Genomic DNA, 18,763 nt, shown 5'->3' with positions numbered 1-18,763 from the left:
TTGCGCTTGTTGCCGTGGATGCGGGCTGATGAGTGTAAAATGCGCGTAGAATCCGGCGCGTCCAGTCTTCCCGCTGCGGTCGGGAGGCGCTGATGCTGCGCAAGTCCCTGCGCTGGAGCCTGATCTACCTGCTCGAGGCGGTCGCTGTCCTTCTGGCGCTGGCGATCTTCGGCATTGCTGCGGTCCTGTGGCGTCTGTCCAGCGGTCCGGTCGAGCTCGACTTCCTGCGCGAGGATGCCCAGCGCATGCTGGCCCGGGCCTTTGAGGGCGACGTCGTGGCGCTCGGCCGGCTGCAGGCCGGTTTCGATCCGCAGACACGGGCCCTCATGCTGATGGCCGGCGATGTGACCGTTGCCGACGAGACCGGTGACGTCATTGCCCGGGCGCCGCGCATTGAGGCCGGTCTGGCGGTCGACGCACTGCTGCTCGGCCGGCTGGAACCGGTTGCGCTCAATATCCAGGGCGGCTCTCTCTCGCTCGTCCGCCGGGCCGATGGCGCTGTCGGGGCCGGGCTGGGCAGTGCCGAGCGCGTCGCCGCCAATGCGCAGCTGCCCGAACGGGGCGGCGATGAAAGCGCCAGCCTGTTCCAGCTCCTGGCCGATCCGCAAAATCCCGCCAGCCGTCTCAGCCGGTTGCAGCATGTGCGTATCGAACAGGCGGCCGTGCGGATCGTCGATGCCCAGAGCGGTATTGCCTGGCTGGTGGATGATGCCGGTGTGCGCTTCGAGCGCGACGACACGCGCATCCTGGCCGAGATCGAAGGCCAGTTCGCGACCCCCTCCGGCTTTGCGCCGGTCGAGCTGCGCCTGCAGGCCGGTGCCGATCTGGAGACGCTGCTGTTCGAGGCGCGCTTCCAGCAATTATCTCCCGCCGGCGTGCTGCCCGACAGCGGGCCTCTCGCACCGTTGCGGGCGGTGGATGCGCCGGTCTATCTGGACTTTGTCGTCGATGCGACGCGCCAGGGCGGGATCCGCACGGCCTCCATTGTGCTGGACGTCGGCGACGGCGAGATCCTGACCGGGGGCGAAGCCCGCCGGATCGCCGGTGCGCACCTGTCGGCCCGGTTCGACCCGGTCGAGAGCACGATGAGTATCCATGAAGGCTGGATCGAGTCCGATGTCTTCTCGGCCCGCCTTGAAGGCGAAGTGACGGAAATCGGCGGCTATACCGGCGCCCTGCCGACGCGCGGACGATTCAATATCCGTGTCGGCGAAGGTTTTGTGGCGCTGGGCGATGTGTTCGAGCGCGATCCGTCATGGGAGGCGCTGATTGCCCAGGGCGAGATCCGGCTGGACGAGTATGCGGCGACGCTCGACCGGCTCGAACTCGCTGTCGATACCATCCGCGCCGAGCTGGCCGGCGAAGTGTCGCTGAGCCGGGCCGGGGATGGCCGCTTCCTTCCCAATCTGCGTCTGGCAGGCCCCATTGTTGGGGATGTGCAGCCCGAGACTGTGCTGGCCTACTGGCCGGTGGAGCTGGCCGACAGCGCCCGCAGCTGGGTGCAGGAGCGCATTCTGGGCGGCCGTTTCTACAATGCGCGGTTCGATCTGGATCTGCGGGCCGACGATATCGAGGCCGAGCAGATGGACAATGAGCGTATGACGCTCGGCTTTGATTTCGAGAACGCGTCTGTCCTCTACATCTCCACAATGACGCCGCTGGTCGAGGGCCGCGGACATGCCGTCCTGCGCGGCAATGCGTTCGAGGTCGCCATGCAAAGCGGCCGTATCGGCGATATCGAACTGGTTGACGGTTTCGTCGATATCCCGCGGCTCAATCCCAAAGGGGCGGTCGCCCGCTATGGCGGTGTGGCCCGCGGTGATGCGTCCGATATCCTGGCCCTGATCGACGAACCGCCGCTGCACCTGCCGTCGGAATACGGGCTCGACCCGGCGCTGGTCGGCGGGCAGGGCGAGATGCGTTTCGAGATCCGCCGCGCCATGCTGACCGACGTGCCGGTCGAGGAAATCCCCTTCTTCATCGATGGCACGTTCTCCAATGTCAGCCTGAACGTCCCCGGTACGCCGATCGAGCTGACAGGCGGCGAGATCGCGATCTCTGCGCGCCAGGAGGGGCTGGAAGCCTCGGGCGATGCCCTGTTCGGGGAAACACCGGTGCATATCGACTGGGCCGAGACGTTCGGCCTGCCGGACGATGCCGCCTCGACCCGGATCGGCCTGTCGGCCGATGTCACGGCGGCGACGCTGGATGTGTTCAACATCCCGGTGCGGCGCTATTTCGACGGGCCCATCCGCCTCACCGGCGAAGCGGTGTCGGACGGTCTGGATTTCCGGTCGATCGATCTTCATGCCGATCTGGAACAGGCGCTGCTGGAAACGCCCGGCGGCGTGTGGAGCAAGGCTGCCGGCGTGTCTGGCGAGGCCGAGCTGCGCATCTCCGTGGACGAGACGGGCCGCTATTCCGTCGACGCGCTGGCCGTGCGCAGCGAGGGGATGGAAGTGACCGGCAGCCTCGTCATGGGGGCGGAAAGCCGGCTGGAGCGCGTCGATCTCGACCGGCTCTTCATCGAGGGGCTGGCGGATATTTCGGCGCGGCTGGTCGTGCCGGAAACCGCGGGTGCGCCGCTCGATCTGCAGCTGTCCGGCCAGTATGTCGATGTGTCCGATTTCGTGGCGCAGCTCACTTCGCTCGGTGAAGGCGGAGGGGTGATGCCCGTGTCCGTGAATGCCGACATTGCGCGGCTCATCCTGTCGGAACGCTCGGTGCTGGACGATTTCAATCTGATCTGGCGTGGCGAAGCAGAGGGGATCCGTGCCTTCTCTGTTTCCGGCCAGACCATGGACGGCTCCTTCCAGGCCGCCTTCGGTGCGAGTGAGCCCGGCGGTGCGCGCGAATTCCGCATGCAGGCGCCGAGTGTCGAACGGGTCGCCTCGCTGTTCGGGGTGGAATCCTATGCCCTGGGCGGGCGTATGGCGATGCTGGGTTCGGCGCCGCCCCTCGGCTCGGAAGGACCCTTGTCGGCCCGGCTCGAAGTGACCGATCTGACGCTCGTCCGTGTGCCGATTCTGGCGCGGATCCTGGCAGCCGGCTCCTTCCAGGGCCTCGCTGCCCTGCTCAATGGTGAAGGGATCGTGTTCGACCGGATCGATGCCGACCTGCTCTACGAGGACGGCCTGATGACCATCGGCGATGCCCGTGCGGCGGGCAGTGCGCTGGGCGTGACGGCCGCGGGAACAATCGATTTTGCATCCGAGCGAGCGGCGATCGACGGCAATCTCGCCCCGTCCTATGCGCTCAATTCCCTGTTCGGCGGGGTGCCGGTGATCGGCGATATTCTCGTCTCGCGGCCGGGCGAGGGCGTGATCGGCATCACCTATTCCGTCGAGGGGCCGTTCGACAGTCTGACGGTCTTCGCCAACCCGCTTTCCGCACTGGCGCCGGGCCTGCTGCGACGCATTTTCGAAGGCACGGCCGCCGAACGTGCCGCCCGGGAACGGGCGCGCGATGCCGGTGTGGAGGAGGCCGCTCCCGAGCCGCAAGGCACGCCTGAAGAAACAGGTCCGGACGATTAACTCCACCTCCCTCTCCCTCGGGAGAGGGATCGAGGGAGAGGGGGGAGACACCGCGTTTGGCGATAACGCACCGGCATCGGGATGTCCCCCTCATCCGCCCTCCGGGCACCTTCTCCCCGTGGGAGAAGGGGGTATGACGCAGCGTTCTACGCCGGCTTGGCCAGGGCGTGGCGCTTCTTGCCGACCGACAGCTTGATTGCGCCGTCGATAACCAGATCGTCCGTCGGCCGGGCGAAGGGGTCGCTCAGCGCGGCGTCATTCACCTTGGCGGCGCCGGCCTTCATGTGACGGCGTACCTCGCCATTCGAACCGGCCAGGCCGGCTTCGACGAACAGGCCGACCAGCGTCACCGTCTCGTCCGACATATCGAAAGTGACGGTGGGCAGGGCATCGCCCGCACCGCCGCCGGCAAAGGTCTGTTTCGCGGTCGCCTCGGCCTCGCGGGCGGCATCGGCGCCGTGCAGCAGCGTCGTCGCCTCATTGGCCAGGCGCACCTTGGCGTCGTTGATCTCGGCGCCTTCCAGCGCTTCCAGCCGGGCGATCTCGTCCAGCGGCAGGTCGGTGAACAGGCGCAGGAAACGGCCGACATCGGCGTCCTCGGTATTGCGCCAGAACTGCCAGTATTCGTACGGGCTGCGCATGTCGGCATTCAGCCAGACCGCGCCATCCATCGTCTTGCCCATCTTGGCGCCCGAGGCGGTCGTCACCAGCGGCGTGGTGAAGCCGTAGACTTCCTTCTGGTCGACCCGGCGGCACAATTCCACGCCATTGACGATATTGCCCCACTGGTCGCCGCCGCCCAGCTGCAGCGTGCAGCCGGTGCGCCGGTTGAGTTCCAGGAAGTCGACCGCCTGCAACAGCATGTAGTTGAATTCCAGGAAGGTCATCGGCTCTTCGCGCGACAGGCGCTGTTTCACCGACTCGAAGGTGAGCATGCGGTTGATGGTGAAATGCGTGCCGAAGCGGCGCAGGAATTCCAGGTAACCGAACTCGGCAAACCACTCATTATTGTCCACGACAATGGCATCGGTCGGACCGTCACCGATCGACATCAGGCGTGAGAAGGGCTGCAGAATGCTGGCCTTGTTGGCCGCGATCTGTTCGTCATCCAGCATGGCGCGGACCTTGTCCTTGCCCGTCGGATCACCGATCTTGGTCGTCGCACCGCCCATCAGGATGATCGGTTTATGGCCGGCCTGCTGCATGCGCCGCAGCATCATGATCTGCACCAGCGAGCCGACATGCAGCGAGGACGCCGTGGCGTCGAATCCGATATAGCCCGTCACCACGCCTTCGCTGGCCGCCTTGTCGAGGCCTTCAAGGTCGGTGGACTGGAAATGATAGCCGCGCTCGACGAGCACGCGCACGAGTTCGGACTTGTATTCGCTCATGATCGCTCTCCTGATAGAGCGCTTCTAGGTCGAGCTTTGCGCCGAGAAAAGAGGGGCCGCACATGAAACGCGTGATCGGACTGATGAGCGGCACCTCGCTGGACGGTATCGATGCCGCCCTGATCGAGACCGATGGTGTGCGCATCGCATCCTTCGGGCCTGGCGAAACCGTCGCCTATACCCGCGAGGACCGGGCGATCCTGCAGGCCGCGGTGGATGCCGCGCTGGACTGGCAGTTCACCGGTCCGGCGCCGGACTTCCGCCGCGCCGAGGCCGTCCTGACCGATCGTCATGCCGAGGCTGCCGAGCGTGTTGCCGCTGCAGCCGGACTCGACCTGGATGCTGTCGAACTGGTGGGATTTCATGGCCAGACCGTGCTGCATCGCGCGCCGTCGGGCGGCAGCAGCGGGCAGACGCTGCAGATCGGCGACGGAGGCAAACTGGCCAGCCGGCTGGGCGTCGATGTCGTCCATGATTTCCGTACCGCCGACATGCTGGCCGGCGGGCAGGGCGCGCCCCTGGCACCGCTCTATCACCGCGCCCTGGCCGATCATGCCGGGCTGGACGGGGCGGTGGCCGTGCTCAATCTGGGCGGTGTTGCGAATGTGACCTGGATGGCGCCGGGCCGCGATCCGGTCGCCTTCGACACAGGCCCCGCCAACGGGTTGATCGATGCCTGGTGTGTCCGCCATACCGGCGAGGCGTTCGACCGCGACGGGGCGCTGGCCGCGGCCGGCCGGGTGCATGACGCGACGCTGGACGATCTGCTGCAGCATCCCTTCCTCGCCCTGGCGCCGCCCAAATCCCTCGACCGCTGGGACTTTACCCTCGAACCTGTCCGCAATCTCGCCGCGCCCGACGGTGCCGCCACCCTGACCGCATTCACCGCCCGCAGCGTGGCCGATGCCATCACACGCCTGGGCCGGCCGGATCGTCTCCTGGTCACCGGCGGTGGACGGCTGAACCCCACCCTGATGCGGATGCTGGGTGAAGATCTGGGTGTTGCAGCCGAACCGGTCGAGGCCGTCGGCTGGCGCGGCGATCTCCTGGAAGCCGAGGCCTTCGCCTGGCTGGCGGTCCGCGTCGAACGCGGCCTGCCCACCAGCCTTCCTTCCACCACGGGCGCCCGCCACGCGGTCTCCGGCGGTAGAATCTCGCGAGTGTAGGCAGAATTCTTCCCATCTCGCTCCACTTCCCCCGGCCTTGTGCCGGGGCCCGGTTGAGCCTGCACCTGAAACGCCGGCAGGCCCCGGAACAGGTCCGGGGAAAGCGGACGTGCGCATTTCAACCTCTCCCATTTCTCCCGGCCACCCGCTTTCGCGGGCGCAGGCTTCAGCCTGCGCAGGCAGGCTGCAGATCCGGGATCTGCTTGCTGCGTGAAGCGTGAGCGGCTTCCAGTCGGTCCCGGACAGCGCTGCGCGCTTCCGGGAAAAATCGTGTGTGTTTGCAGATGAGGAAACACCAAACCCTCCACGGGCAGAACCCTGGAGCCATGAGAGGGGTGCGGGATGCACGGCGGACATCGCGTGTCCGGATTTGAAGCTTTGGTGGTGATGCCCGAGGCATCCCGCACGCGGAGATTTACCCGGATCCCTTGCGGGACCGTCTCGAAACCTGCAGGCACGCTCCGGTCGAGCTTTTTGCCGGTGTCCCCGCAGATGGCCACGCCGGAGCCTGATGCTGTCACCCACCAGGCGCGGACGAGCTCCGCACGCTCCCGGGCACAAGGGACTGAGCTCATGCCTCCCATCCCGGAAACCGTCTGAGAGCATACGCGCAGTTGAGAGGGCGGGGATAAGTTTCCGATATCCGCCCCACACACCGTCATCCTGACGAAAGTCAGGACCCAGATCATAAAGCGGAATTTCGGCTAACTGGGCTCGGATCGAATGTCGGCGATGTGCGGGATAAGTGCGCGATTGCCGTCACCGCGCCCTACGAACTGGGCCCTGACTTTCGTCAGGGTGACGGTGTTTGGTGCGGCGTTTGCGCTCTCTTTTTACCGCTCTCCATTTCTCCCGGACGGAGGCCTGCGCAGGCAGGCCGCAGATCCGGGACCGACCGAAGATCACTTCAAGTGATGCGTTTCCCGTAAATTCCGGCGCTCCACCCGGCTTGCGCCGGGCGGAAGCCTGCGCCCGCGAGAGCGGCCAGCCGGGAAAAACGGATGTCTTGAGGCGTGAAAGTGGCCGTCAGACTCAGCGCTTGCCGGTGATCTGGCGTTCGGCGCGTTCCTTTTCGACCCCGGGCAGGTGGGCGTCGAGATAGGCTTCCACGTGGCGCTGCAGCTCTTCGAGATGGTCGGAGAAGAGGTGGTTCGCGTCGGGCACGACTTCGGTCGTGATCTCGATACCCTTCTGCACGCGCACCTTGGACATCACGCGCTCGACATCGTCGGCCGGCACGATCTTGTCGGCGCCGCCATGGACGATGATGCCCGAAGCCGGGCAGGGGGCGAGGAAGGTGAAATCATACATGTTGGTCGGCGGGGCGACCGAGATGAAGCCGGCGATTTCCGGGCGGCGCATCAGCAGCTGCATGCCGATCCAGGCGCCGAAGGAGTGACCGGCCACCCAGCAGAAGCGGGCGCCCTGGTTATAGCCCTGCACCCAGTCGAGCACGGTGGCGGCGTCGGACAGTTCGCCCAGGCCCTGGTCATAGCTGCCCTGGGACCGGCCCACACCGCGGAAATTGAACCGCAGCGTCGCGAAGCCGCGCTTGCGGAACGCGTCGTACATCATGTCGACGGTGGGATTTTCCATATTGCCGCCGCCCAGCGGGTGGGCATGCAGTATCAGCGCAATCGGGGCGGTCGGGTCTTCGCTCGGGCTGTAGCGCCCCTCAAGCCGGCCGGCGGGGCCGGGAATGATTACGTCAGGCATTCACACTCGCCTTTTTGGTCGTTCCAGTTCGCGTCCTGCAAATATGCGGCAATTCGTCCATTGCAACGTGGCGGACGGCAGCCCATATTCCTGACTGTTCTACTCGGTTATTGGCCGAACACCGCATTCGCGAAGCCCGTCCGTTCCGGAAAGGCGGGTCTTAGCATGATCGGTACGCGGGATGCGAGCGTTTAAGGAGGCAAACGCATGAAGCTGAGCACAAAGGGACGTTACGCCGTCATGGCGATGGCCGATCTGGCCCTGGCCAGCGAGGACGGGCCTGTGACGCTGAGCGATATCGCCTCGCGCCAGTCCATCTCGCTGTCCTATCTGGAACAGCTCTTCGCCAAGCTGCGCCGGGCGGATATTGTCTCCTCCATCCGCGGTCCCGGCGGCGGCTATCGCCTCAGCCGCAAGCCGACGGAAATCCGCATCTCCGACATCATCGTCGCCGTCGACGAACCGCTGCGCGCCACGCGCTGTTCCAGCGCCAAGGGCTGCCTGGCCGACGGGCGCCGCTGCATCACGCACGATCTGTGGGACGAGCTGGGCCGGCACATCTATCTCTTCCTGTCCTCGATCACGCTGGAAGACGTGCTCGAACGGCGCCTGCTGGGCGCTGCGAGCGGTGCGCTAGGCCGCATGGAGCGGCCCAAGCCTGTTGCCGAGCCCGCCACGGTCTGAGCCGATGCGGACATATCTCGACCATAACGCGACCACGCCGGTGCGACCGGACGTGATCGAGACGGTGGCGCACGCCATGCGCACGACGGGCAATGCCTCGTCGGTGCATGCCGACGGGCAGGCCGCGCTGCGTCTCGTCGAGACGGCCCGGCGCCAGACGGGCAAGGCGCTGTGTGCGCGGGCCGAGGATGTGATTTTCACCTCCTGCGGTACCGAAGCCCTGAATCTGGCGCTGCACAGCGCGATCCGGGCCGGCGGTGCCGGCCGCATCCTGCATTCCGCGATCGAGCATGAAGCCGTCGCCGATACCGCAAGGGCTTCCGGCCTGCCGGTCGAGGAAATTCCTGTCACGGCGGCCGGCCTGGCCGATCTGGGCTGGCTGGAAGACCGGCTGGGCCATTGGGACACAGAGCGCGACGGCCGGCCGGCGCTGGCGCTGATGCTGGCGAATAACGAGATCGGCACGATCCAGCCGGTCGCCGAAGCCGCCGCCCTGATGCGCGAGCATGACGGTCTGGTCGTGGTCGATGCGATACAGGCCGTGGGCAAGATCGCTGTCGATTTTGCCGCGCTGGGCGCCGACTATATGGCGATCTCGGCGCACAAGTTCGGCGGCCCGCAGGGCGTGGGCGCGCTGATCGCGGCCTGCAACGCCCCGCTGGAGCGGCAATTGCGCGGCGGTGGTCAGGAAAAGGGACGCCGCTCGGGCACGCTGAATGTCGCCGGTATTGCCGGGCTTGGCCTGGCGATCGAACAGGCCGTGGCCGGTCTGGACGATTTTGCCCGCCTGGCGGACTGGCGCGATGCCATGGCGGCCGGGTTGAAGCAGGCCGCCCCGGACATCCACATCCTGGGCGAGGGCGCGCCGCGCCTGCCCAATACGCTGGGCATCGCGGTGCCGGGCTGGAAGGGCGAGACCCAGGTGATGGCGCTGGATCTGGCGGGTTTCTCCGTCAGCGCAGGCTCGGCCTGCTCGTCCGGCAAGGCGCACGGATCGAAGATCGGCAACGCAACCGGGCTGGACGCGGATGCATCGCGCGGCTTCCTGCGTGTCTCGCTGGGTTGGAATTCGACGGCGGATCAGGCAGACGCCTTCGTGAAAGCCTGGAGCGAGGCTCACGGGCGCGCCCGACCCGAACATTCAAACGCACTCAAGGCGGTGAGCTGACATGGCTGCGGTCAAGGAAACCATTGAAGACGTCAAGAAGCTTGAGGCCGACAAGTACAAGTACGGCTTCACGACGGACGTCGAACAGGAATTCTCGCCCAAGGGTCTGGACGAGGAAACGGTGCGCTATATCTCGGCCAAGAAGGGCGAGCCGGCCTGGATGACCGAATGGCGCCTGAAAGCCCTCGAGCGCTTCTTCCAGATGAAGGAGCCGGACTGGGCGAAGGTGAAATATCCGCCGATCGACTTCCAGGACATCTATTACTACGCCGAGCCGAAGGCCGGCGCGAAGTACGATTCGATCGACGATGTGCCCGCTGAAATCCTCGCCGATTTCGAGAAGCTGGGCATTCCGCTGAAAGAGCAGGAAGTGCTGCTGGGCGTGAAAGGCTCGGAGAACCGTGTCGCGGTCGATGCCGTGTTCGACTCGGTGTCTGTCGTCACGACCTTCAAGGCCGAGCTCGCCAAGGCCGGCGTGATCTTCTGCTCGATCTCCGAGGCGCTGCGCGATCACCCCGAACTGGTGCGCAAATATCTCGGCTCGGTCGTGCCGGCGTCGGACAATTACTTCGCCACGCTGAACACGGCGGTCTTCTCCGACGGTTCCTTCGTCTATGTGCCGCCCGGTGTGCGCTGTCCGATGGAGTTGTCGACCTATTTCCGCATGAATGCGGAAGGCACGGGCCAGTTCGAGCGCACGCTGATCATCGCCGACAAGGGCGCCTATGTCTCCTATCTGGAAGGCTGCACGGCGCCGATGCGCGACGAGAACCAGCTGCACGCCGCGGTCGTGGAACTGGTCGCGCTGGACGATGCGGAGATCAAGTATTCCACCGTCCAGAACTGGTGGCCGGGCGACGAGAACGGCAAGGGCGGCGTCTACAACTTCGTCACCAAGCGCGGCGATTGCCGGGGCAAGAATTCCAAGATCTCCTGGACCCAGGTCGAGACCGGTTCGGCGATCACGTGGAAATACCCGTCCTGCATTCTGAAGGGCGAGAATTCGCGCGGCGAATTCTATTCCATTGCCGTCACCAACGGGCATCAGCAGGCCGATACCGGCACCAAGATGATCCATCTGGGCAAGGGCTCGACCAGCCGCATCATCTCTAAGGGGATTTCCGCGGGCCGGTCCGACCAGACCTATCGCGGCCTGGTCTCGATCCACGCCAAGGCGGAAGGCGCGCGCAATTTCACCCAGTGCGACAGCCTGTTGATCGGCGATCAGTGCGGCGCCCACACCGTGCCCTATATCGAGTGCAAGACGCCCAAGGCCGTGCTCGAACACGAGGCGACGACGACGCGCCTGTCCGAGGACCAGCTCTTCTATGCCCGCCAGCGCGGGCTGGACGAGGAGGCGGCTACGGCGCTGCTGGTCAACGGTTTCGTGCGCGAGGTCCTGCAGGAACTCCCGATGGAATTCGCCGTGGAGGCCCAGAACCTCCTCAAAGTGTCTCTCGAAGGCAGTGTCGGCTAGATTTTGCGAGAAAAAACAATGCTCAAGATAGAAAACCTCCATTGCAAGGTCGAAACCGCCGACGGCGAGGAAAAGCCGATCCTGAAAGGGCTCTCGCTGGAAGTCCCGGCGGGCGAGGTGCATGCCATCATGGGCCCGAACGGGTCCGGCAAGTCGACCCTGTCCTATGTGCTCACCGGCCGCGAGGGGTATGACGTCACCGGGGGCGCGATCGCGTTCGGCGGCGAGGATATCGGCGAGATGGCGCCGGAAGAGCGCGCCGCGAAGGGGCTCTACCTCTCCTTCCAGTATCCGGTGGAAATCCCCGGCGTGCCGACCATCACCTTCCTCAAGGAAGCCCTCAACGCCCAGCGCAAGGCGCGCGGCGAGACGGAGGTGTCGGCGCCGGAATTCATGAAGCTGATCCGCGAGAAGGCGAAACAGCTCGGCGTGTCGATGGACATGCTCAAGCGGGCGGTGAATGTCGGCTTTTCCGGCGGCGAGAAGAAGCGGATGGAAATCCTGCAGGCGCTGGTGCTGGAGCCGAAATTCCTGATCCTGGACGAGACGGATTCGGGCCTCGATATCGACGCGCTGAAGACGGTGTCCGATGGCGTCAACGCCCTGCGTGCGCCTGACCGCGGCATGCTGGTCATCACCCACTATCAGCGCCTTCTGGACCACATCACGCCGGACCGCGTCCACGTCATGGCGAACGGCCGGATCGTGAAGTCCGGCGGTCCCGAGCTTGCCAACGAGCTCGAGGCGGAAGGCTATGACAAGTATCTCGGCGAGGCGGCGTGATGCTCTTTTCGTCATCACCTCACTTGTCATCCCGGACGCATGCCCGGCCCTGGGGCGGGCGGAGGTCCGGGACCCATAATCCCGGTGCCCATCCCGATGCACGAAGTGCCGGCACTGCGTCTGCTTCCGGCCCTGGCCTGCGTGTCTGGGTCCCGGCTCTGCGGCCCGCTTTCGCGTGCCATCCGACCGGGATGACAGCGATTGAAACTGGAGCGAGAGCATGACCGTCGCGACGCTCACCCACACACCCGCTGAACAAGCCCTCATCGCCGCGCTGCAAGGCGCCACCGGCTGGCGTGGGCAACTGCGCGAGGCGACGCGTGAACAGGGCCTGCCGACCAAGCGCAACGAGTTGTGGAAATGGTCGGACCTGCGCCGGGCCGCCAATGATGTCTCCGCCGCCGGCGAGCTTGTTGTCGACGGGCTCGAAGCGGCATCCCTGCGCCCGGACGATGGGGCACGGCTGAACCTGACGCTGACGGCGAAGCCGGGTGCCAGCGCGGCCGATGCGGAAATCACCGTGCCGGCGGGGCATGCGGTGACGCTGGTCGAGCATTACCGGGCCGAGGCCGGAGCGCTGGGCAATTGGCATCTGAAGATCACGCTGGAAACGGGCGCGCGGCTCGACCGTGTGTGTATCGCCGCCGATGCGCCGGACGGCGTCTTCGTGTCGTCGGCCGAGATCGTGCTGGCGCCGGGCGCGGCCCTCAATCAGCGCACGCTGGATTTTGGCGCCAAGCTCTCGCGGATCGAGACGCACATCACGCATCCGGGCGAGGGCTCGCAAGTGGATCTGGGCGGGGTCTATCTGCTCGACGCCCGGCATCACGCAGATTCGACGACGGTCGTGCATCACACGGGTCCTGGCGGCCAGACGCGCCAGCTGGTGAAGGGTGCTGCGGCCTCGCACGGCCATGGCGTCTTCCAGGGCAAATTCATCGTCGACCGGGCCGCCCAGCAGACCGATGCGCGCATGACGCACCGGGCGCTGATGCTGGACGACCGCGCCGAGATCGACGCCAAGCCGGAACTGGAAATCTATGCCGATGACGTGCAGTGCGCGCACGGCAATGCGCTGGGTGCGATCGACGAGACGGCGCTGTTCTACATGCGCCAGCGCGGCCTGCCGGCGCCGAAGGCGCGGGCACTGCTGATCGAGAGCTTCCTGGCCGAGCCGCTGGACGGCATTGCCGATGAAAGCCTGCGCGAAACCCTGAAGGGCGAACTACGCAACCGGCTGGAGGCGCTGTCGTGACCGATAGGATCGTTTCAGTCGTGGCATTGCGCTTGACCGCCCTCTCCCTTGGGAGAGGGAGCGAGGGAGAGGGGGAAGGCATCGCCCTTCGAACTTTCAGCGCGGCCACCGGGATTTCCCCCTCATCCGCCCTTCGGGCACCTTCTCCCGCGGGGAGAAGGTGGTGTTTGCCGGCTGGAGTGGCCGCATGACAGTCCACAAGAATATTCCTGCCAGCCTCAATATCGACGCCATCCGCGCCGAATTCCCGATCCTGCAGCGCGAGATCAATGGCCGGCCGCTGGTCTATCTGGACAGTGCCGCCTCGGCGCAGAAGCCGGAATTCGTGATCGAGAGCGTGGCGGGCGTCTACCGCGCCTCCTACGCCAATGTTCACCGCGGGCTTCACACCCTGGCAAACGAGACGACCGAGGCCTTCGAAGCCGCGCGCGAGGATGTGCGCCGGTTCCTCAATGCCAAGAGCGCGAACGAGATCGTTTTCACCCGCGGCTCGACCGAGGCGATTAACCTTGTTGCCCACACTTTCTGCCAGATGCTCAGCCCGGGCGACGAGATCGTCATCAGCCGGATGGAGCATCACTCCAATATCGTTCCGTGGATATTGTTGAGTAAAAAGAATGGCTTCACCCTCAAATGGGCAGATGTGACCGAGGCTGGAGAGCTGGACTACCAACAGTTGGCAGGCCTGGTTAATGACCGGACCCGCCTGATCGCCATCACCCACATGTCCAACGTGCTGGGCACGGTCAACGATATCGCCCGGATCCGCGCGATCCCGGGCGTGGCGGAGATTCCGCTGCTGCTCGACGGCTCGCAGTCTGCGGTGCATCTGGCGGTCGATGTGCAGGCGCTGGACTGCGATTTCTTCGTCTTTACCGGTCACAAGCTTTACGGCCCGTCCGGCGCCGGCGCGCTCTATGCCCGCGGTGACTGGCTGGACCGCCTGCCGCCCTATATGGGCGGCGGCGAGATGATTGCCGACGTGTTCGAGGACCGTGTGACCTTCGCCGATGTGCCGCACAAGTTCGAGGCGGGAACGCCGGCGATTGCCGATGTGATCGGTCTGGGCGCGGCGATCCGCTGGGTTGAGCGTCATGACCGTATCGCCATGATGGAGCATGAGCGCGCGCTGATGGACCGGGCGATGACCGGGCTGGCGGAGATCGACGGTCTCACCGTGATCGGCACGGCCCAGGACAAGGGCGCCATCATCTCCTTCCACATGGAGGGGGCGCATCCGCACGATGTCGCCCAGATTCTCGACAAGTACGGCGTGGCCGTACGGGCCGGCCACCACTGTGCCCAGCCGCTGATGCGCCGTCTGGGGCTGAGCGCCACGGCGCGCGCCTCCTTTGCGCTCTACAACACGTTCGAAGAGGCCGATGCGTTTGTCGACGCATTGAAAAAGGCCCGCGAGTTTCTCATCTAGGCTTTGAAATGACCCAGACCACAGACCGAGACATGATCGATCTGTCCGCGCCGCGGACGTCCGCCAAACCGGCCACGCCGGTTGAAGTCGCGGAGGCGGTGTCGCCGCCGGCCGGGGCGATCCCGCAGGACGAGCTGGCCCGGATTACCGATGACATCGTCGCAGCGCTCAAGACAGTGTATGATCCGGAAATCCCGGTCGACATCTACGAGCTCGGCCTGATCTACAAGGTCGATCTGGAAGACGACCGGACCCTGAAGGTGGAAATGACGCTGACCGCGCCGGGATGTCCGGTGGCCGGCGAGATGCCCGGATGGGTCCAGGAGGCCGTGGAGAAGGTCGACGGGGTCGAGCGCGCCCTGGTCGAGCTGACATTCGAACCGCCCTGGACCCCGGACCGCATGTCCGACGAGGCGCGGCTGGCGCTGAACATGTTCTAGACGCAACTGGATGCGAAGCACGATGACCCGACGCGAAAGACCCAAGGCCGTCACCCTGACCGATGCCGCTGCTGCGCGCGTCAAGGAGATCATGGCCAATCGCGGCGCCGGCTTCCTGCGGGTCGGCGTGAAGAATGGCGGCTGTGCCGGCATGGAATACGAGATGGGTTATGTCGAGGCGCCCGAGGCGCTGGACGAGCGCGTCGAGGACAAGGGTGTGGAGATCGTGCTGGAATCGAAGGCACTGCTTTTCCTTCTCGGCACCCAGATCGACTATGAAGTGACGCCGCTGCACGCCAAATTCGTGTTCAACAACCCCAATCAGACCGATGCCTGCGGCTGCGGGGAAAGTGTCACCATCGTCCCGGCCGTGAGTGCCTGATCTCCATGAAGCTGATTATCTCCTCGACCTCGCCCTATTCGCGCAAATGCCGTGTCATGGTGCGCGAATTCGCTCTGGGCGATGCGATCGAGGAGGTTGAGGCCCACCCCTTTGATGACGATCCGGACCTGCTCAGGGCCAATCCGCTGGGCCGGGTGCCGTGCCTGCTGATGGATGACGGCCAGGCGCTGACCGAGAGCGCCATCATCGCCGATTATATCGCCGAGCGTGCCGGTGAGCCCTGGCCTCGTGACTGGACGGACCGCCGCCTGGAAGCGCTGGGCAGCGGCTTGCTCGATCTCACGGTCATGCGCCGGGTCGAGATGGTGCGCGATGAAGGCATCCGGTCGGATTTCTGGATCGGCCGGCGCGAGCGCGGCATCCAGCGCGCGCTGGACGAGCTGGAAGCGGGCATGGGCGAGGCGGATAATCCGCACGCCCAGGGGCCGCTGACCATGGCCGTGGCGCTGGGTTATCTCGATTTCCGCTATCCCGAATGCGACTGGCGCTCGGGGCGTCCGCGACTGGTGGCCCTGCATGATGCCTGGGCCTCGCGGGCGAGCTTCCAGTCGACCCAGCCGCCAGCCGACGGATAGAACCGCAAAGAAAAATGCCGCCCTTGAGGCGGCATCATCTTTTCTCGACAGGGAACGGTGTGATCAGGCGGCGGCAGACCGGCTGTCCGTGCTCTCGTCGCTGGTCGAGCGGTTCCGCCCTTCCGTCTTGGACTTGTAGAGATTGGCGTCAGAGCGCTCGATCAGCTCCTCGATCGATTCGCCGTCGCGATAGCCGGCAATGCCCAGCGACACCGTGATATTGCCCAGATCCTCATTGGTGGATTTGCGCAGCAGCTTTTTCGATTCGACCGTCTTGCGGATCTTTTCCGCAATGTCCCTGGCCGTCGCCGTGTCGGTGTTCGGCATCACGATACCGAATTCCTCGCCGCCATAGCGGGCCACCACATGGTGTTCCAGCGAGTGACGGGTCAGGCAGCCCGCAACGAAACGGATGATCTGGTCACCGGTCTGGTGGCCCCAGGTGTCGTTGAAGCGCTTGAAGAAGTCGATGTCGCACAGGATCAGGCTCAGCGGCGTGCCATCGGCCTCCGAAGCCCGGCGGGCGCGGCGCAGCGCTTCGTCGAAACGCTTGCGGTTGGCGATGCCGGTGAGGGCATCGGTCATGGCTTCTTCGCGGACCCGTTCAAGATGGGTCTTCAGCTTGGTGACTTCGTTGGACGTCGCTTGCAGCTTGTCCTCGAGCGCCTGGCTGCGCCGTTGCATGCGCGCCGTGGCGGAGACCAGCGATTCGACCAGGCGCTTCATGCCGGCCGCATCCGGGCTGGCGACGAGTTCATGCGTGGCGCCTTCCAGCGCCTTGCCATAGGCGACAGTGTCGCGCTCGGCCGCTTCCAGCGACTGCTTCACGGCGCCGAGCTCGCGGCTCATCAGATTGCCGCTTTCCAGGATCGCATCCTGGATGGCCTTCCACTGGAAATACTGTTCGAAGAGTTCCGCGTTGACGGTTTCGCTGAAGGCCTCGCCGGCCTCGATATGGGTGCGCAGGGTTTCACAGAGTTCCGGATTGGTATCGCTCGCGAAGCAGATCCAGACGGCGTAGTTTTCCGGCGTTGGAGCGACGTCAAACTGATCCATGAGCTCAAGCGCCTTGTGCGCGAACTCACGTCCTTCCTTGCCTAGCAATCGACCGTTCACGAGATACGTCCTTCCCTTGGCGAACGAGCTTCTTCGTCCGCGACAATCCGGAGACTAGGGGAGAAAGGAAAAGAAGAGGTAAAAATTGCTCATATCGTATGAGGCCGGCGCAGATTGTTCTGGCGTTTCATACGATTTCAGCGGGTGGGCCGCTGCCGCCCCGGCGGATACCGGGGCGGCAGCGCGCAGCCAAATCTAGGTCATGAAGTCGGGCACATGGTCGCCAAATCCGACGACGCGATTATCGTCGTGATCCTGGCGCCGGCGCGACTTGTCGCGTGTGGGGCGGTTGCCGGACGGCCTGTCCTCGCGTCCCGACGAGGTTGCCGGCTTGTCCGCCGGCTTCTCCGCAGGCTTTTCAGCAGGTTTTTCGGCCTTCTTTTCAGACGCCTTGCTGCTGCCACGTGTGCTGCGGCTTTTGCGGGGAGCCGGCTTTTCGGTGTCCGGTGCCGGAGCCTTCACGCCCTCGACCGGCAATTCGGGCACGTCCTGCTGGATCAGCTTGAGAACGGCGCTCAGCGACTTGTCGTCGGCCGATGTCGTGATCGTGATCGCCTCGCCGGTCTTGCCGGCGCGGCCGGTCCGGCCGATGCGGTGGACATAATCGTCGGCATGGTGCGGTACGTCATAATTGAAGACGTGGCTGACATCGGGAATGTCGAGCCCGCGCGCAGCGACGTCCGAGGCCACCAGGAAGCGCAGCTCGCCGGACTTGAAGCCGGCCAGCGTTGCGGTCCGCGTGGACTGGTCCAGATCGCCGTGGATCGGGGCGGCAGAGAAGCCGTGGCGCTGCAGCGAGCGGGCGACGATGTCTACATCGCGCTTGCGGTTGGCGAAGATGATGCCGTTCTTCACGCCGTCGCGGTTCATCGCGGCGCGCAGGGCGGCGCGCTTGTCCTTGGCGGCAGAGGAGGCGGCCTTCACCAGGTATTGCTGGATGTTCGCGCCGGTCGTGGCGGGCCGGGCAACCTCGATCCGCTCGGGGTCGTTGAGGAAGCGGTCGACCAGACTCTTGATCTCCTTCGGCATGGTGGCCGAGAAGAACAGTACCTGGCGGCGCGGCGGCACCATGTTGAAAATGCGCTCGAGGTCGGGAATGAAGCCCATGTCCAGCATGCGGTCCGCTTCGTCGACGACGAGGAATTGCACACCATTCATCAACAGCTTGCCGCGCTCGAAATGGTCGAGCAGGCGGCCCGGCGTGGCGATCAGCACGTCGGCGCCCTTGTTGAGGATCTCTTCCTGCGGCCCGAAGGCAACACCGCCGATCAGCAGCGCCATGGAGAGTTTCTGACCCTTCGAATAGGTCTCGAAATTCTCGGCGACCTGGGCCGCGAGCTCGCGTGTGGGCGCAATGATCAGCGAACGCGGCATGCGTGCCTTGGCACGGCCGCGCGACAGGCGCTCGATCAGGGGCAGGGTGAAGGACGCGGTCTTGCCCGTACCAGTCTGGGCAATACCAAGGACATCGCGACCGGCCAGGGCTGGCGGGATGGCGCCGGCCTGGATCGGTGTCGGGTCGGTATACCCGGCAGCTTCAATCGCTTCGAGGAGTTTCGGGCTCAGTCCGAGTTCAGCGAACGTCATGGCGTCCTTTGTTTGACACACTAAGAACAGCGGGCGCGCC

14 protein-coding genes and 1 pseudogene are annotated in these 18,763 nt (G+C 65.2%); 11 read left to right on the top strand and 4 right to left on the bottom strand.

Annotated features, from left to right (window positions below):
- The first annotated feature begins 92 nt into the window (after positions 1-92).
- Positions 93-3,533 (top strand): AsmA-like C-terminal region-containing protein, encoded by a 3,441-nt coding sequence (locus tag ABJO18_RS06270; protein WP_348509119.1) that lies wholly within the window; start codon positions 93-95, stop codon positions 3,531-3,533.
- Positions 3,534-3,679: 146 nt separating this feature from the next.
- On the opposite strand, the gene tyrS is transcribed toward ABJO18_RS06270, so the two are convergent.
- Entirely contained in the window at positions 3,680-4,924 is a 1,245-nt protein-coding gene (gene tyrS / locus ABJO18_RS06265; protein WP_348509118.1) for a tyrosine--tRNA ligase, read from the bottom strand.
- A gap of 62 nt (positions 4,925-4,986) precedes the next feature.
- Between tyrS and ABJO18_RS06260 the strand changes: the two genes are divergently transcribed.
- Positions 4,987-6,090, top strand: a complete 1,104-nt coding sequence (locus ABJO18_RS06260; RefSeq protein WP_348509117.1) for an anhydro-N-acetylmuramic acid kinase — start codon at positions 4,987-4,989, stop codon at positions 6,088-6,090.
- A 1,032-nt stretch (positions 6,091-7,122) separates the two neighbouring features.
- Here the strand turns inward: ABJO18_RS06260 and ABJO18_RS06255 are convergent.
- Positions 7,123-7,806 (bottom strand): alpha/beta hydrolase, encoded by a 684-nt coding sequence (locus tag ABJO18_RS06255; RefSeq protein ID WP_271186808.1) that lies wholly within the window; start codon positions 7,804-7,806, stop codon positions 7,123-7,125.
- Positions 7,807-8,013: 207 nt separating this feature from the next.
- Here ABJO18_RS06255 and ABJO18_RS06250 point away from each other — a divergent pair, with 207 nt between their 5' ends.
- The 9 genes and pseudogenes from ABJO18_RS06250 to ABJO18_RS06210 all read left to right on the top strand — a co-directional run bounded on the left by ABJO18_RS06250 (position 8,014) and on the right by ABJO18_RS06210 (position 16,020).
- A complete protein-coding gene (locus tag ABJO18_RS06250) occupies positions 8,014-8,490 on the top strand; it encodes an Rrf2 family transcriptional regulator (RefSeq protein WP_271186807.1) in 477 nt (158 codons plus the stop codon).
- A 4-nt stretch (positions 8,491-8,494) separates the two neighbouring features.
- A complete protein-coding gene (locus tag ABJO18_RS06245; RefSeq protein WP_348509086.1) occupies positions 8,495-9,658 on the top strand; it encodes a cysteine desulfurase family protein in 1,164 nt (387 codons plus the stop codon).
- Position 9,659: 1 nt separating this feature from the next.
- Positions 9,660-11,135 carry a Fe-S cluster assembly protein SufB gene (sufB, locus tag ABJO18_RS06240; RefSeq protein ID WP_348509087.1) on the top strand — a complete coding sequence of 492 codons (1,476 nt, stop codon included), beginning with the start codon at positions 9,660-9,662 and terminating at the stop codon, positions 11,133-11,135.
- An 18-nt stretch (positions 11,136-11,153) separates the two neighbouring features.
- Complete coding sequence (sufC, locus tag ABJO18_RS06235) at positions 11,154-11,918, top strand: Fe-S cluster assembly ATPase SufC (RefSeq protein WP_348509088.1); 765 nt, start codon at positions 11,154-11,156, stop codon at positions 11,916-11,918.
- A gap of 220 nt (positions 11,919-12,138) precedes the next feature.
- The gene (gene sufD, locus ABJO18_RS06230; protein ID WP_348509089.1) at positions 12,139-13,173 is read left to right on the top strand and encodes a Fe-S cluster assembly protein SufD; all 1,035 of its coding nucleotides are present in this window, start codon (positions 12,139-12,141) and stop codon (positions 13,171-13,173) included.
- A 187-nt stretch (positions 13,174-13,360) separates the two neighbouring features.
- Positions 13,361-14,602: a cysteine desulfurase gene (locus tag ABJO18_RS06225; RefSeq protein ID WP_348509090.1), complete on the top strand. Its 1,242-nt coding sequence runs from the start codon at positions 13,361-13,363 to the stop codon at positions 14,600-14,602.
- Between the two features lie 116 nt (positions 14,603-14,718).
- Positions 14,719-15,042, top strand: a pseudogene (locus ABJO18_RS06220) (SUF system Fe-S cluster assembly protein); the annotation flags it as partial.
- A 22-nt stretch (positions 15,043-15,064) separates the two neighbouring features.
- On the top strand, positions 15,065-15,424 hold the full coding sequence (locus tag ABJO18_RS06215) for an iron-sulfur cluster assembly accessory protein (RefSeq protein WP_271186800.1): 360 nt from the start codon (positions 15,065-15,067) through the stop codon (positions 15,422-15,424).
- A 5-nt stretch (positions 15,425-15,429) separates the two neighbouring features.
- A complete protein-coding gene (locus ABJO18_RS06210) occupies positions 15,430-16,020 on the top strand; it encodes a glutathione S-transferase N-terminal domain-containing protein (protein WP_348509091.1) in 591 nt (196 codons plus the stop codon).
- A 63-nt stretch (positions 16,021-16,083) separates the two neighbouring features.
- Here the strand turns inward: ABJO18_RS06210 and ABJO18_RS06205 are convergent, their stop codons facing one another.
- Together ABJO18_RS06205 and ABJO18_RS06200 are read right to left on the bottom strand one after the other, a co-directional pair.
- The gene (locus tag ABJO18_RS06205) at positions 16,084-17,076 is read right to left on the bottom strand and encodes a diguanylate cyclase (RefSeq protein WP_348509092.1); all 993 of its coding nucleotides are present in this window, start codon (positions 17,074-17,076) and stop codon (positions 16,084-16,086) included.
- A gap of 255 nt (positions 17,077-17,331) precedes the next feature.
- A complete protein-coding gene (locus ABJO18_RS06200) occupies positions 17,332-18,723 on the bottom strand; it encodes a DEAD/DEAH box helicase (RefSeq protein WP_348509093.1) in 1,392 nt (463 codons plus the stop codon).
- Between the last annotated feature and the right edge of the window lie 40 nt (positions 18,724-18,763).

It is taken from the genome of Maricaulis sp. (assembly GCF_039978735.1).
GTDB lineage: Bacteria > Pseudomonadota > Alphaproteobacteria > Caulobacterales > Maricaulaceae > Maricaulis.
This window is presented reverse-complemented; position numbering and strand designations above follow the sequence as displayed.